Genomic DNA, 12,561 nt, shown 5'->3' with positions numbered 1-12,561 from the left:
GGCCTAGCGTTGCCGGGCTGCTCGCGGAGGTGCGAGGAGCCACGGTCGGATCAGTGTCGTGACGAACGGCAGCACCCAGAAGGTCATGATCGGCGTCAGCACGAGCGTCGTGATCAGCACGCGCGGCAGCACGGCCAGGTGCCCGAACGCGGGGACGAGCCAGCCGACCAAGTACGTGAACGCCAGGTTGACCGGGAAGAACCCGAGCCAGATGCTCACCGCCTGCTTCCAGCGGGGCGGGGCACTCGACGCGGGGGCGTCCTGCGGGGCGTCGAACCACCCCTCGATGCCGGTGCGCTTCTCGACGCGGGACTCCACCACGAGGTCGCGGCCCTGGTCGAGCCAGCGGAGCCGGTCGTCGGAGTTCTCCCACGTGGCGAGCTGCTCGTGGTCGGCGAAGCGGTACAGCATGTGCCACTCGCGGCTGGTGGCGTGCGACCGGACCCACCCGGAGCCGAGGAACCCCGGGTAGCGGTTCGCCAGGTTGACGCCGGACTGCACCCAGGCGGTGGCGTCGGGGATGCGGTCGGGTTCGACCAGGCGGGTGATGGACACGGTGACGGGCGGGCCTGCGGTCACGGATGACGACTGCAGACTCCCTGGCTCTTGTGGAGTCATGCGGACAGTCTCGCGGAGTCGTGTTTCCGGCTCGTGACGGCGCAGTAGGTTCAGCACATGAGCGACGTCAGCGGTGCAGCACAGGACACCGAGCGTGGTCGGCACGAGACCCCGACCGAGCGGTGGGACCGGAACTGGTCGGACATCCAGCAGGAGCTCCGGATCGTGCAGACCGGGACGCAGATCCTGGCCGGGTTCCTGCTGACGCTCCCGTTCCAGCAGCGCTTCACGATGCTCACCCCGGGCGAGGAGGTCGTCTACCTCGTGCTGGTGGTCCTCGCGGTCGTGATCACGGTCGTCGCGCTGTCGGCCGTCTCCGCCCACCGGCTGGTGTTCCGGCAGCGCCAGAAGCACGACCTGGTGCGGGCCGGCAACGCGCTGCTCATCGCGGCGCTCGCGGCGAGTGCGCTGCTGTTCTCGGGCACGGTGCTGTTCGTGTTCGACGTGGTGATCGGGGACGTCGGCGGGATCGTCGGCGGCGTGGTCGTCTTCGTGGCGACCGCGGTGCTCTGGGTGTCGATCCCGCTGGCGCTCCGCCGGACCCGACGGGACGGCTAGCTCGCCTGCTTCTTCGCGGGCGTCTTCTTCGCGGGCGTCTTCTTCGCGGGGGCCTTCTTCGCGGGCGTCTTCTTCGCTGCGGTCTTCTTCGCCGGAGCCTGCTCCGTCTCCGCCTCGGCGTCACCGGTGTCGTCCGCACCAGCGGAAGCGGAGGACGACCGTGAGCCGGACGACGAACGCGACCCCGAGCCTCCCGACCGGGACGATCCCGACACCCCCGAGCGCTTCTTGTCGACGGACGCCCGGAGTGCTGCCATCAGGTCGATGACGTCGCCGCCCTCGCCGTCGTCCTCGTCGTCGGAGCGCTCGCCGAACGTCTCGGCGGTGTCGACGTCGTCACCGGCCTCGAGTTTCGCGTCGATGAGCTGCTGGAGCTCCTCCTGGTAGGAGTCGGTGTAGCGGTCCGGGTCGAAGTCGGCGGACATGCTCTCCACGAGCGACGACGACATCTTCAGCTCGTTCGCACTGACCTTCACCGACGTGTCGAGGCTCTTGAAGTCGGCGGCCCGGACCTCGTCGCCCCACAGCAGCCCCTGCAGCAGGATGACGTCGTCGTTGACGCGGAGCACCCCGAGCCGGGTCTTCTGCCGCAGGGTGAACTGCACGATCGCGAGCCGGTCGGTCTTCGACAGCGTCTCGCGGAGCAGCACGTAGGCCTTCGGCGAGCGGGAGTCCGGCTCGAGGTAGTACGACTTCTCGAACATCATCGGGTCGACCTGGTCGACGGGCACGAACTCGAGCACCTCGATCTCGTGCGACTGCTCCTCGGGGAGCTGCTTGAAGTCGTCGGACGTCAGCACGACGGTCTTGTCGCCGTCGTCGTAGGCGCGCTGGATGTCTGCGTACTCGACCTCGTGGCCGAACTCGCACACGCGCTTGTACCGGATGCGGCCCTTGTCCTCGTCGTGCACCTGGTGCAGGGAGACGTCGTGGGTCTCGGTCGCCGCGTACACCTTGATGGGCACGTTGACGAGCCCGAACGCGATGGAGCCCTTCCAGATCGACCTCATGGGCACATGATGCCCGCGAGTGCGGCGACGGGCCCTCAGTTCCGGGCGGATCGCCAGCCGCGCACGACACCGGAGGGCGTATGGTGCCGCACATGACGGGGGACCACGAGACGACGACGGCCAGCGAGGCGGCGGCGACGGCGACGACGGACGACGATCGGATCGGCGCGTCGGGGTGGTGGCAGCTCGTCGCCCTGACGGTCGGCGGGGCGGTCGCACCGGCGGTGTTCTTCGCGCTGCAACCGCGACCGGTCCCCTGGGTCGCGGTCGTCGTGCTCGGCCTCGCGCTGGCGGTCGTGCTCCCCGCGCTGCAGGTCTGGTCCTGGGCGCGACGGGGCGGTCGTGCCGCCGTCGTCGCGACGCGACGGTGGGTGGACGACGGACGCGTCCCCGCCGAGGTCCCGGACGCGGTCTGGCGTCCGCGGGTGCAACGGTGGCTGGCGGAGGCCCGGCAGCGACGCACCAGCGGGTGCGTGTTCGTCGGGCTGGCCGCGCTGTGGGCGATCCTCGCGGCGTCCGGGACCGCGGGCGACTGGGGTGTCGCGGTCGTCTGGGCCGTACTCGGGGTCGGCACCCTCGTGCAGGGACGCGGCGACCGGGTCGGCGCGGAGCAGCTGCTCGCCGCCCCGGTGCGGACGACGGCCTGACGGCCGCCGGTCCCTGCACAGCTCCTGTGTCAGGACGACCCGTCCACGGAACAGCCCGGTCCTGAACCGTCGTGCCGCCACGGCGAGCACCATGGGCCCATGAGCCAGCTCGACAAGCAGGACCCGCGTTCGCAGTACGCCCGGCCGCCGTTCCCGCCGCAGACCCAGCAGGGGTCCGGGCTGGCCAGCGCGATGGACCCGGCGCCCGACCACGGCGAGACGACCTACCTCGGGACGGGGCGGATGCCCCGGTACCGGGTGCTCGTGACCGGGGCGGACTCCGGCATCGGGCGAGCTGCCGCGATCGCGATGGCGAAGGAAGGGGCCGACGTCGCGTTGAACGCCCTGCCCGAGGAACGCGAGGACCTGGAACAGGTGCGCGACGTCGTCGGCGACCTCGGGCGCAGGGCCGTGCTGCTGCCGGGCGACCTGACCGACGAGGCGTTCTGCGACACCCTCGTACGCGACGCCGTCAGCGAGCTCGGCGGCCTCGACGCGCTCGTGCTCGTCGCCGGACACCAGCAGGTGCACGAGGACGTGACCGAGCAGTCGACCGAGGACTTCGACCGCACCATGAAGGTGAACCTCTACTCGATGTTCTGGCTGGTGCGAGCGGCCGTCCCGCACATGGCTCCTGGCAGCGCGATCGTCACCACGAGCTCCGTCTCGGCGTACCAACCGCAGGACCGGATGATCGACTACGCCGCCACGAAGTCCGCCATCATCACCTACACGAACGGTCTCGCCCGCCAGCTCGCGGCGAGGGGCATCCGGGCGAACTGCGTCGTGCCGGGGCCGGTGTGGACGCCGCTGCAGCCGATCAGCTACCCCGGTGACGAGATCGCCGACTACGGTCAGGACACCCCCTTCGGCCGTCCGGCGCAGCCCGTCGAGCTCGGCAGCGCCTACGTCCACCTCGCCGGCCCGGAGTCCTCGTACACGTCCGGCAGCACCCTGACCGTGGCGGGAGCGACCGGGGTCGCGCTGTGAGCCCGGTCGCCCGGAAGACCACCGTCACGGTCGGCGACCGTCGGATCGCCCTGACGAACACCGACAAGGTGCTCTACCCGACGACCGGGACGACCAAGGGCCAGGTCATCGCGTACTACGAGCGGGTGGCCCCGTGGATGATCCCGCACGTCAAGGACCGCCCCGTGACGCGGAAGCGCTGGGCGAACGGCGTGGACGGCGGGGTCTTCTTCGAGAAGAACCTGCCCGACTCGGCGCCCGACTGGGTCCGTCACCACACGATCGCGCACAAGGAGCACGACACCGAGTACCCGATCGTCGACGACCTGCCGACGCTCGTCTGGACGGCGCAGCAGGCGGCGCTCGAACTGCACGTCCCGCAGTGGCGGTTCGGTCCCCGCGGCGCGCAGCAACGTCCGGACCGGCTCGTGCTCGACCTCGACCCCGGCGAGGGTGTCGGGCTGCCGGAGTGCGTCGAGGTGGCGCTCGCCGCACGCGAGATCCTGCACGGCATGGGGCTCGACCCGTACCCGGTGACGAGCGGCTCGAAGGGCATCCACCTGTACGCGGCGCTCGACGGGCGCGCCACGACCGCACAGGTGTCCGACGTCGCGCACGAGCTCGCCCGGGCGTTGGAGCAGGACCTGCCCGACCTGGTGCTGTCCTCGATGAGCCGCGCCGAGCGACGGGGCAAGGTCTTCGTCGACTGGTCGCAGAACAACGGCAACAAGACGACGATCGCGCCGTATTCCCTGCGCGGCCGTGACCGGCCGACCGTCGCCGCGCCGCGGACCTGGCGGGAGCTCGAGGAGCGCGGGTTCGCCCAGCTGGAGTTCGAGGAGGTCCTCGACCGCCTGGAGGCCCACGGCGACCTCCTGCACCCGGTCGCCTCCGCCTCGCTGGCGGTGGGCAGGACCGACCACGGCCACTGGGACGGCGACCGGACCCAGCGTGCGAACGAGGCAGAGCAACCGGCTCGCGACCGCCTCGCGGCCTACCGCGCGAAGCGCGATGCGTCGCGGACGCCGGAGCCGGTGCCCGAGGGCGCACCGACCGTGCGGAAGGACGGCACGCCGACGTTCGTCATCCAGGAGCACCACGCGACCCGGGACCACTACGACTTCCGGCTCGAGCACGAGGGTGTGCTCGTGAGCTGGGCGCTGCCGAAGGGCGAGCCGACCGACCCCGGGAAGAACCACCTGGCGGTGCAGACCGAGGACCACCCGCTCGAGTACGGCTCGTTCGAGGGGACGATCCCGCAGGCCGAGTACGGCGGGGGGACCGTCACGATCTGGGACGACGGCACCTACGAGCTCGAGAAGTGGCGCGACGGCGAAGAGGTGATCGTCACGCTGCACGGCCGCACGAACGGCGTCCGTCGGCTGGCGCTCCTGCACACCCGAGGGCGGGGCCGCGGGAAGGACGGCGACGAGCAGAACTGGCTCATCCACCGCACGAAGGACCAACCGGACCGTCTCGCCGACGGGGGTGGCGAGGCGGATGCGGGTCGAGCCTCCCGGACACCGACGCCGAGCGCTGCGGAGCGGCAGCGGATCGGACGTGCCGCGCCCGCGAGGACGTCGCCCGCCGAGCGTCGGGCCATGCTCGCGAGCCCCGTGCAGGGGGAGCCGCGTCTCGACCCGGCGGCCTGGGCGTTCGAGATGAAGTGGGACGGCGTCCGTGCCCTGGCGACCGTGCGCGACGGACGGGTCACCCTGCGCAGCCGCAACGACAACGACCTGACCGCGCAGTACCCGGAGCTGCAGGAGCTGGGTGAGCGGGCCGGGGTCGACGGGGTCTTCGACGGCGAGGTCGTGGCGCTGGACGAGCGCGGGCGTCCGTCGTTCGGCCTGCTGCAGGACCGCATGGGACTGACCGGGGCTCGTGACGTCGAGGCTGCTCGGCGCCGGACACCCGTGCGCCTGCTGCTCTTCGACGTGCTCGAGGCCGACGGACACGACCTGACCCGGCTCGGCTACGACGCCCGGCGCGAGGCGCTCCTGACCGTCGTCGAGCCGGGTGGGGTGATCGACGTGCCCCAGGCGGTCGACGGTGACCTGGACCATGCCGTGGCGGCGTCGCGTGAGCGGGGGCTCGAGGGCGTCGTCGCGAAGAAACGGTCGTCGCGGTACGCCGAGGGCCGCCGCTCCGAGGCCTGGGTGAAGATCAAGCACCACGCCACGCAGGAGGTCGTCGTCGGTGGGTGGCGGCCCGGCAGGGGGCGCCGGGACGGTGGCGTCGGATCGCTGCTGTTGGGCGTACCCGGCCCGGACGGACTCGAGTACGTCGGCAGGGTCGGGACGGGGTTCAGCGACCGCGACCTGGACGAGATCGGGGAGGCCCTCGGGAAGACGGAGCGGAAGACCTCGCCGTTCGTCGAGGTCCCTCGCCCGGATGCCCGCGACGCCCACTGGGTCACACCTCGTCGGGTCGGTGAGGTCGAGTTCGCCGAGTGGACGGCGGACGGTCGGCTCCGACAGCCGTCCTGGCGCGGGTGGCGGCCGGACAAGGGGCCCGCGGACGTCGTCCGCGAGTCCTGACCGGTCGGCCTCGGCGATCGCGGGCGAAGGCGGTCCGTGCGCCGGATCAGGGGACGCACGGACCGCCGCCGGTGCACCGCGGTCGGCGATCAGGGGTGGCCGACCACGGCGCGTCCGCGGCCCGGGATCACCAGAACCCGGGCGTCCGGAACCCCCACGGTTCCGGGGCCCACTGGTGTGACGGGTCGACTCCGGGGTTCGTCACGCTGTTCGTCGGATTTCTTCCTGCAGAGCCGCTGCGGACACGAGGAGACCGTCCGGGAGCTCGGCTCCCGGACGGTCTCCGGTGTTCCTCGGTCGGCCCGTTCAGGCGGCCGGCGCGGGACCGTCGGCGGGCTTCGCGGTGTCCGCGGCGGGCAGGTCCTCGTCGATCAGGTCCTCCTGCTCGGGCAGGTCGACCTCGGCGGCTGCCGCCTTGGCCTCGTCGATGGACTCCTGCGAGCGCCGGAGGAGGTCGTCGTCTGCTGCGTGATCCGTCATGCGCCCGACGCTACGCGGGTGCGCCTGTACCCGCGTCGGTCCGGGGCACCGGTCGATCGAGCGGAGGTGGGGCGGCGTCGAAGTCGACGGCGGAGGTCGGGGCAGGCGTGGTCGGCATCGCCGGGGCAGCGGGCTCGTCCGCGGCGTCCGCGGCGTCGAGCACGGCCCGGGTCGCGGCCACTGCGGTCCGGAGCGCGTCGGCCAGGGGCATCGCCCGGTGCGCGGCCGTCCGGACCTCGACACCCCAGGGCTCCTCGTGTCCGAGCCCCCGGAGCACGCGGACGAGCCCGGGCAGGTCCCATGCGCCCGATCCCGGCAGGTGTCGGGCACTGCGGGACTCCTCGGCGAGGGTGAGTCCGGACGGGGTGTGCAGCAGGCCGTCGCTGAGCTCCACCGCGGCGAGCACCTCCGGCGCGACGCCCTGGGCGATCGAGGCGAGTGTGGAGCCGCCGCGCAGCGTGTGCATGGCGTCCAGGAGCAGCCCGGCGTTCGGGTGGCCGGCCGCGGCAACGAAGCGCGATGCCCGCTCGACGGTGGGCAGGTTCGACCAGGGCTCCGGTTCGAGGACCAGGCGGGCACCGACCTTCTCGGCCTGCGCGGCGAGGTCGACGAAGTCCGCGGTCATCGCCGCTGGCGTGACCGGGTGGACACCGGTGTCGGCACGCACGACGACCTGCCAGGCGCCGAGGGTCGCTGCCGCTTCGAGCACGACCCCACGGTCGGCCTCGTCGTCCGTCGAGCGTCCGCCGTGGCTCCACCAGCGGTCGAGGGGGCCGAGCTGCACCCAGACGATCCCGGCTCGGTCGAGGGCACGTCGCAGTGCCGTGAACCCGGTCGTCGCCCGCACCTCGTGGAGGTCGTCGAGCGACAGTGACAGGCCGGAGAACCCGGCATCCCCGACGGCTCGGACCCGGTCGGCGATCGGCTCGTCGCCCGCCCAGGTCCAGGACGTCGCGAGCAGGTCGTGTTCCTGCACGGCGCACCTCCTCGGTCGGGACACGCACCCGTGCCCGGCGCGCTCGGCGTCGAGCACGCTCGCGGTGTCCCGTGGTCTGGCGCCGATGGTCCCCCGGCGTCACCGACCGGTGTACGCCCCGGGGCTGCGGACGTTCCCAGCGGTGCGTGGTCGCGCACCGTCCGACCGCGCCCGGAGGTCAGACGATGCGGGTCGTCACCGTCCCGACCTCGGCGACGAAGCCGGTGACGACCTGGCCGCGCTGCAGCGGCCCGACGCCGTCCGGGGTCCCGGTGAACAGCAGGTCACCCGGGGCGAGGGTCACCCACCGCGAGAGCTCGGCGATCGTCTCGGCGACCGACCAGACCTGGTCGGCCAGGTCGCCCGACTGTCGCAGTGCGTCGTCCACGCGGAGGCTGATCGCACCGGTGGTCGGGTCGACCCCGGCGGCCGGGACGAGCGTCCCGACCGGGGCCGAGGCGTCGAAGCCCTTCGCCAGGTCCCACGGCCGACCGAGCCGCTTGGCCTCGGCCTGCACGTCGCGACGCGTCAGGTCGATGCCCACTCCGTAGCCCCACACCAGGTCGAGGGCGTCCGTCACGGCGACGTCCGACCCGCCACGACCGAGCGCGACGACGAGTTCGACCTCGTGCTCGAGACGGTCCGTACCCGGCGGGTAGGGGGTGTCGGCGCCGTCGGTGACCAGGGCGCTGGCCGGCTTCGTGAAGAAGAACGGCGGCTCGCGGTCAGGGTCATGGCCCATCTCCCGGGCGTGGGCTGCGTAGTTGCGACCGACGCAGTACACCCGACGGACGGGGAACCGACCGCCGGCCGTGGTCGGCAGCGTGGGCTGGTCCGGAGCGGGGATGACGAGGTCCTGCACGTGCCCAGCCTGGCACGTCGACTCTCGGCGAGCGAGGCGTCCTCGTGGAGATCGTGCCGCTCCCGCGCGCGTGCCCGCTCCTGGCGCTCCCGCGACTCCTGCCGGAGGTCCTCGAGCAACTCCAGCCGCCCCTCCGGCTCCACGAGGGGGCCGTAGTGCGGGTCCGCGAGCAGGATCTCGACAGCGCGCTCGACCCTGGCGAGCCGTCACTTGAACAGGTCGTCGGGCTCATCGGTGACACCGCGCTGACCCATCCGACGTCCGTGCCCCGAGCCTCACGGCACAGGACCGGCCACGCGACGGGCGTGACCGGTCCTGTGGACGGTTCGCAGCGCCTCCAGGCTGTGCAGGAGGAGCGTGCAGGAGACGCGGGACGTCAGTTGCCGGGCGCGGCGCCCTCCGTCTCGCCAGCGCCCGGGTCGCCCCCGGTCCCGCCGTCGGTCGGCTCGTCCTGCGGCCACCCTCGGAACTCCCAGCCCGACAGCGACGGGTGGTCCTCGCCCTTCGAGTAGGCGAAGGTCCGCGCGGCGTCCCGCGCCTCGGTGAGCTTCGCGAGCAGGTCAGCGTGCGCGTCGGCGTCGACCCGCGACAGGGCGTCGTAGGCCAGCGAGAAGCGGTCCATCTCGTTCAGCATGAGCATGTCGAACGGCGACGTGGTGGTGCCCTGCTCGAGGAAGCCGTGCACGTGCAGGTCGTCGTGGCCGTTCCGGCGGTACGTCAGCTGGTGCACGAGCGACGGGTAGCCGTGGAAGGCGAACACCGTCGGCGTGCCGGGCAGGAAGACCTCGTCGTAGCGCTCGTCGCTGACCGGGTGCTCGTGCTTCCGCGGGTCGCCGAGGGACAGCAGGTCCACGACGTTCACGAAGCGGACCCCGACCTCGGGCGCGTGCTTCCGGATGATGTCCGCTGCGGCGACGGCCTCGACCGTCGGCACGTCACCGGCGCTCGCGAGGAGCACGTCGGCGCGTCCGACCGTCTGCTCGGTGCCGGCCCAGTCCCAGACGCCGAGCCCGGCAGCCGCGTGCGCGACGGCGTCCTCGAGGGACAGGAAGACCGGCTCGGGGTGCTTCCCGGCGACGATCACCTCGATGCGGTCCGTGGTCTCGAACGCGTGCGATGCCACGGCGAGCAGGGTGTTCGCGTCCGCCGGGAGCTTGATGCGCACGAGGTCCTGCTGCTTCGAGGCGACGACGTCGAGGAAGCCCGGGTCCTGGTGCGAGAAGCCGTTGTGGTCCTGCCGCCACACGTGCGACGACAGCAGGATCGACAGGTTCGACACGGGCGCGCGCCAGTCGATGTCGGTCGACGACTCGAGCCACTTCGCGTACTGCCCGACCATCGAGTCGATGATGTGCGCGAACGCCTCGTAGGTGTTGAGCAGTCCGTGGCGGCCGGTGAGCACGTAGCCCTCGAGCATCCCCTCGAGCAGGTGCTCCGACAGGACCTCGATGACCCGGCCACGAGCGCCGAGGTGCTCGTCACCGGCCGCGCGACGGGCACGCCACACCCGGGAGGTCACGTCGAACACGGCGTCGAGCTTGTTCGACACCGTCTCGTCGGGACCGAACAGGCGGAAGGACGACCCGTTCCGCGAGGTCAGCTCAGCGAGCCACGGCCCGAGGGTCGCGGTCGAGCTGGCGTCCTCGCCGACGGGGACCGCGTACGGCTCGAGCGGCGGACGGTCGAGCGCGGTGCGGATGCGCCCGCCGTTGGCGTGCGGCGTGGCGCTCATGCGGAGGTCGCCCTGCGGCCGGATGGTCGTGAGGATCCCGGTCGGCTGGCCGTCGGCGTCGAACAGCTCGTCCGGGCGGTAGCTCCGCATCCACTCCTCGAGCTGCTCGCGGTGTCCGGCGTCCTCGCGCACGGCCGGCAGCGGGACCTGGTGGGCGCGGAAGGTGCCCTCGACGCGCTCGCCGTCGACCTCCTGCGGGCCGGTCCAGCCCTTCGGGGTACGGAGCACGATCATCGGCCAGCGTGGACGCAGGTCGGCTGCGCCTGCCGGCTGTCCGGCTGCGGCCCGTTCGGCCTGGGCCCGAGCGGCGGCCTGGATGTCGTCGATGCTCGCGAGCGCGCGGCGGAGGGCACCGTCGAACAGCGCGTGCACCGCGAACGGGTCGTGGTCCACGCGTGCGGAGTCGACGACGATCGGCTCGTACCCGAGGCCACGGAAGTACGCGGTGAGGTCCTCGTCGGGGATGCGCGCGAGGACGGTCGGGTTCGCGATCTTCCAGCCGTTGAGGTTGAGGATCGGCAGCACGGCTCCGTCGGACACCGGGTCGAGGAAGGTGTGCGCCTGCCAGGAGCCGGACAGGGGACCGGTCTCGGCCTCGCCGTCACCGACGACGCACGCCACGACGAGGTCCGGGTTGTCGAGCGCCGCGCCGTACGCGTGCGCGAGCGAGTAGCCGAGCTCGCCGCCCTCGTGGATGGATCCGGGCGTCTCCGGGGCGGCGTGGGACGGGATGCCGCCCGGGAACGAGAACTGCTTGAAGAACTTCCGGAGCCCCTCGGGGTCCGGCGTGATGTCCGGGTACAGCTCGCCCCAGGTCCCCTCGAGCCAGGCGTTCGCGTTCATCGCGGGGCCACCGTGCCCGGGCCCGCACACGTAGAGGAGGTCGCGGTCGGTCTCGGCGATGAGCGCGTTGCAGTGCGCGTAGACGAGGTTCAGCGCGGGGGAGGTGCCCCAGTGCCCGAGCAGGCGCGGCTTCACGTCGTCCGGGTCGATGGGACGGGTGAGCAGTGGGTTGTCGAGGAGGTAGATCTGCCCGACGGTGAGGTAGTTCGCGGCGCGCCACCAGGCGTCGATCGCCCGGATCCGGTCGGTGCTCGGGATGTGTACGGGGGCCATGTCTCCACGCTACGGAGCAGAGGGCCGGAGTTCCCCAGGAACTTCGTCCAATCCGATCGGGCGAGGGCCCCGAATCCCTTGCATCAGCCGGGAAACACCCGGAGCGCTCACCAGCCGCAAGTAGCTGGTTCTCCACCCCTCTTCGGGGTGTGTTCGGCGCGCACACAGGGAATCGCGCCGAGCGCGACAACGGAAGGAACCCACTCATGCGCAAGTCCATGAAGACCTCGATCACCCTCGCCACCACCGGCGCCCTCGTCCTCGGTGGTGCCGCGTTCGGCATCAGCACGGCGAACGCCGCGACCCCGAACGTGCAGACGGTCTCGTCCTCGTCCGAGGCCTCGAAGATCCCGGCCCCGGTCGCATCGGTCCCCGAGGTCAAGGGTGGCAACACCGCCGTCGCACTCGACAAGGGCTTCACCGACGCCCTCACCTCCCTCGGGCTGACCCCGGGCGTCTCCGGCGACGCGAAGCTCGAGGACGGCTCCGTGTCGTTCCCGATCACCGCTGGCTCGGTCACCTACTGGAGCCCGGACGGCAACTACCGCCCCTACGTGCAGGGCCTGCTGGACCACAACGGTTCCGGTCTGACCCTCAAGGCCGGCGACACCACGGTCACGCTCGAGAACTTCGTCGTGAACCCGGGCTCGTCGAAGCTCTACGGTGACGTCCTCGTCAACGGCGAGGTCGCCGCTTCGAACGCCTACCTGTTCTCGCTGCACGGTGGCACGCTCAAGCCGCTGCAGCTCGAGGGTGACAACGCCATCCTGACCGGCACCACCGTCCACGTCTCCGACGACGCCGCGAAGCTGCTCAACAGCACCTTCAAGACCGACGCCGTCAAGGGCGGGCTGCTCGTCGGCACCGCGACCATCACCGCGCAGATCAAGTAACACCCCGCGGCACACCACCGCACCGGCACCACCACGAGAAGGCGCCGCTCCCCACCACGGGAGCGGCGCCTTCTGCACGTCCGGGCCGGCAGCGCAGGCGGGTGCGGTCGATCGGGTCGGCCTGGAGGCACGGCCCAGCGCCGCGACACCGGCCGCGGTC

General features: G+C 71.9%; 11 protein-coding genes. 5 read left to right on the top strand and 6 right to left on the bottom strand.

Features of this window, described 5'->3' with window-relative positions; genetic code table 11:
* Positions 1 to 3: 3 nt before the first annotated feature.
* Positions 4 to 618 carry an antibiotic biosynthesis monooxygenase gene (locus tag M3677_RS05325; RefSeq protein WP_251159965.1) on the bottom strand — a complete coding sequence of 205 codons (615 nt, stop codon included), beginning with the start codon at positions 616 to 618 and terminating at the stop codon, positions 4 to 6.
* A gap of 57 nt (positions 619 to 675) precedes the next feature.
* Between M3677_RS05325 and M3677_RS05320 the strand changes: the two genes are divergently transcribed.
* Complete coding sequence (locus M3677_RS05320; RefSeq protein WP_251159964.1) at positions 676 to 1,176, top strand: DUF6328 family protein; 501 nt, start codon at positions 676 to 678, stop codon at positions 1,174 to 1,176.
* On the opposite strand, the gene M3677_RS05315 is transcribed toward M3677_RS05320, so the two are convergent.
* On the bottom strand, positions 1,173 to 2,186 hold the full coding sequence (locus M3677_RS05315) for a Ku protein (RefSeq protein WP_251159963.1): 1,014 nt from the start codon (positions 2,184 to 2,186) through the stop codon (positions 1,173 to 1,175). The genes M3677_RS05320 and M3677_RS05315 overlap by 4 nt on opposite strands.
* Before the next feature lie 92 nt (positions 2,187 to 2,278).
* Between M3677_RS05315 and M3677_RS05310 the strand changes: the two genes are divergently transcribed.
* The 3 genes from M3677_RS05310 (at position 2,279) to M3677_RS05300 (ending at position 6,342) form a co-directional block, all read left to right on the top strand.
* Positions 2,279 to 2,833, top strand: a complete 555-nt coding sequence (locus M3677_RS05310; protein WP_251159962.1) for a hypothetical protein — start codon at positions 2,279 to 2,281, stop codon at positions 2,831 to 2,833.
* Between the two features lie 99 nt (positions 2,834 to 2,932).
* On the top strand, positions 2,933 to 3,823 hold the full coding sequence (locus M3677_RS05305; protein WP_251159961.1) for an SDR family oxidoreductase: 891 nt from the start codon (positions 2,933 to 2,935) through the stop codon (positions 3,821 to 3,823).
* Entirely contained in the window at positions 3,820 to 6,342 is a 2,523-nt protein-coding gene (locus M3677_RS05300) for an ATP-dependent DNA ligase (RefSeq protein WP_251159960.1), read from the top strand. The genes M3677_RS05305 and M3677_RS05300 overlap by 4 nt, the downstream gene beginning before the upstream one ends.
* Before the next feature lie 306 nt (positions 6,343 to 6,648).
* Here the strand turns inward: M3677_RS05300 and M3677_RS05295 are convergent, their stop codons facing one another.
* The 4 genes from M3677_RS05295 to M3677_RS05280 all read right to left on the bottom strand — a co-directional run bounded on the left by M3677_RS05295 (position 6,649) and on the right by M3677_RS05280 (position 11,508).
* Entirely contained in the window at positions 6,649 to 6,822 is a 174-nt protein-coding gene (locus M3677_RS05295; protein ID WP_158407720.1) for a hypothetical protein, read from the bottom strand.
* A 10-nt stretch (positions 6,823 to 6,832) separates the two neighbouring features.
* Positions 6,833 to 7,798, bottom strand: a complete 966-nt coding sequence (locus M3677_RS05290; RefSeq protein WP_209684300.1) for a sugar phosphate isomerase/epimerase family protein — start codon at positions 7,796 to 7,798, stop codon at positions 6,833 to 6,835.
* Between the two features lie 178 nt (positions 7,799 to 7,976).
* Entirely contained in the window at positions 7,977 to 8,660 is a 684-nt protein-coding gene (locus M3677_RS05285; RefSeq protein WP_209684298.1) for a fumarylacetoacetate hydrolase family protein, read from the bottom strand.
* Between the two features lie 376 nt (positions 8,661 to 9,036).
* Positions 9,037 to 11,508, bottom strand: coding sequence for a phosphoketolase (locus tag M3677_RS05280; protein ID WP_251159959.1), 2,472 nt, complete (start codon positions 11,506 to 11,508; stop codon positions 9,037 to 9,039).
* 206 nt (positions 11,509 to 11,714) lie between these two features.
* Here M3677_RS05280 and M3677_RS05275 point away from each other — a divergent pair, with 206 nt between their 5' ends.
* Entirely contained in the window at positions 11,715 to 12,401 is a 687-nt protein-coding gene (locus tag M3677_RS05275) for a hypothetical protein (protein WP_066651700.1), read from the top strand.
* Positions 12,402 to 12,561 lie beyond the last annotated feature (160 nt).

It is taken from the genome of Curtobacterium sp. P97 (genome assembly GCF_023712445.1).
In the GTDB taxonomy this organism is placed as follows: Bacteria; Actinomycetota; Actinomycetes; order Actinomycetales; family Microbacteriaceae; genus Curtobacterium.
The sequence above is the reverse complement of the archived record's forward strand: the minus strand, read 5'-3'. Positions and strand labels throughout refer to the sequence as shown.

What these genes read in the sequence shown, in the direction of transcription:
- M3677_RS05320 (WP_251159964.1), top strand. Translation starts at nt 676, where the DNA reads ATGAGCGACGTCAGCGGTGCAGCACAGGACACCGAGCGTGGTCGGCAC.
- M3677_RS05315 (WP_251159963.1), bottom strand. Translation starts at nt 2,186, where the DNA reads ATGAGGTCGATCTGGAAGGGCTCCATCGCGTTCGGGCTCGTCAACGTG.
- M3677_RS05325 (WP_251159965.1), bottom strand. Translation starts at nt 618, where the DNA reads ATGACTCCACAAGAGCCAGGGAGTCTGCAGTCGTCATCCGTGACCGCA.
- M3677_RS05305 (WP_251159961.1), top strand. Translation starts at nt 2,933, where the DNA reads ATGAGCCAGCTCGACAAGCAGGACCCGCGTTCGCAGTACGCCCGGCCG.
- M3677_RS05310 (WP_251159962.1), top strand. Translation starts at nt 2,279, where the DNA reads ATGACGGGGGACCACGAGACGACGACGGCCAGCGAGGCGGCGGCGACG.
- M3677_RS05275 (WP_066651700.1), top strand. Translation starts at nt 11,715, where the DNA reads ATGCGCAAGTCCATGAAGACCTCGATCACCCTCGCCACCACCGGCGCC.
- M3677_RS05295 (WP_158407720.1), bottom strand. Translation starts at nt 6,822, where the DNA reads ATGACGGATCACGCAGCAGACGACGACCTCCTCCGGCGCTCGCAGGAG.
- M3677_RS05280 (WP_251159959.1), bottom strand. Translation starts at nt 11,508, where the DNA reads ATGGCCCCCGTACACATCCCGAGCACCGACCGGATCCGGGCGATCGAC.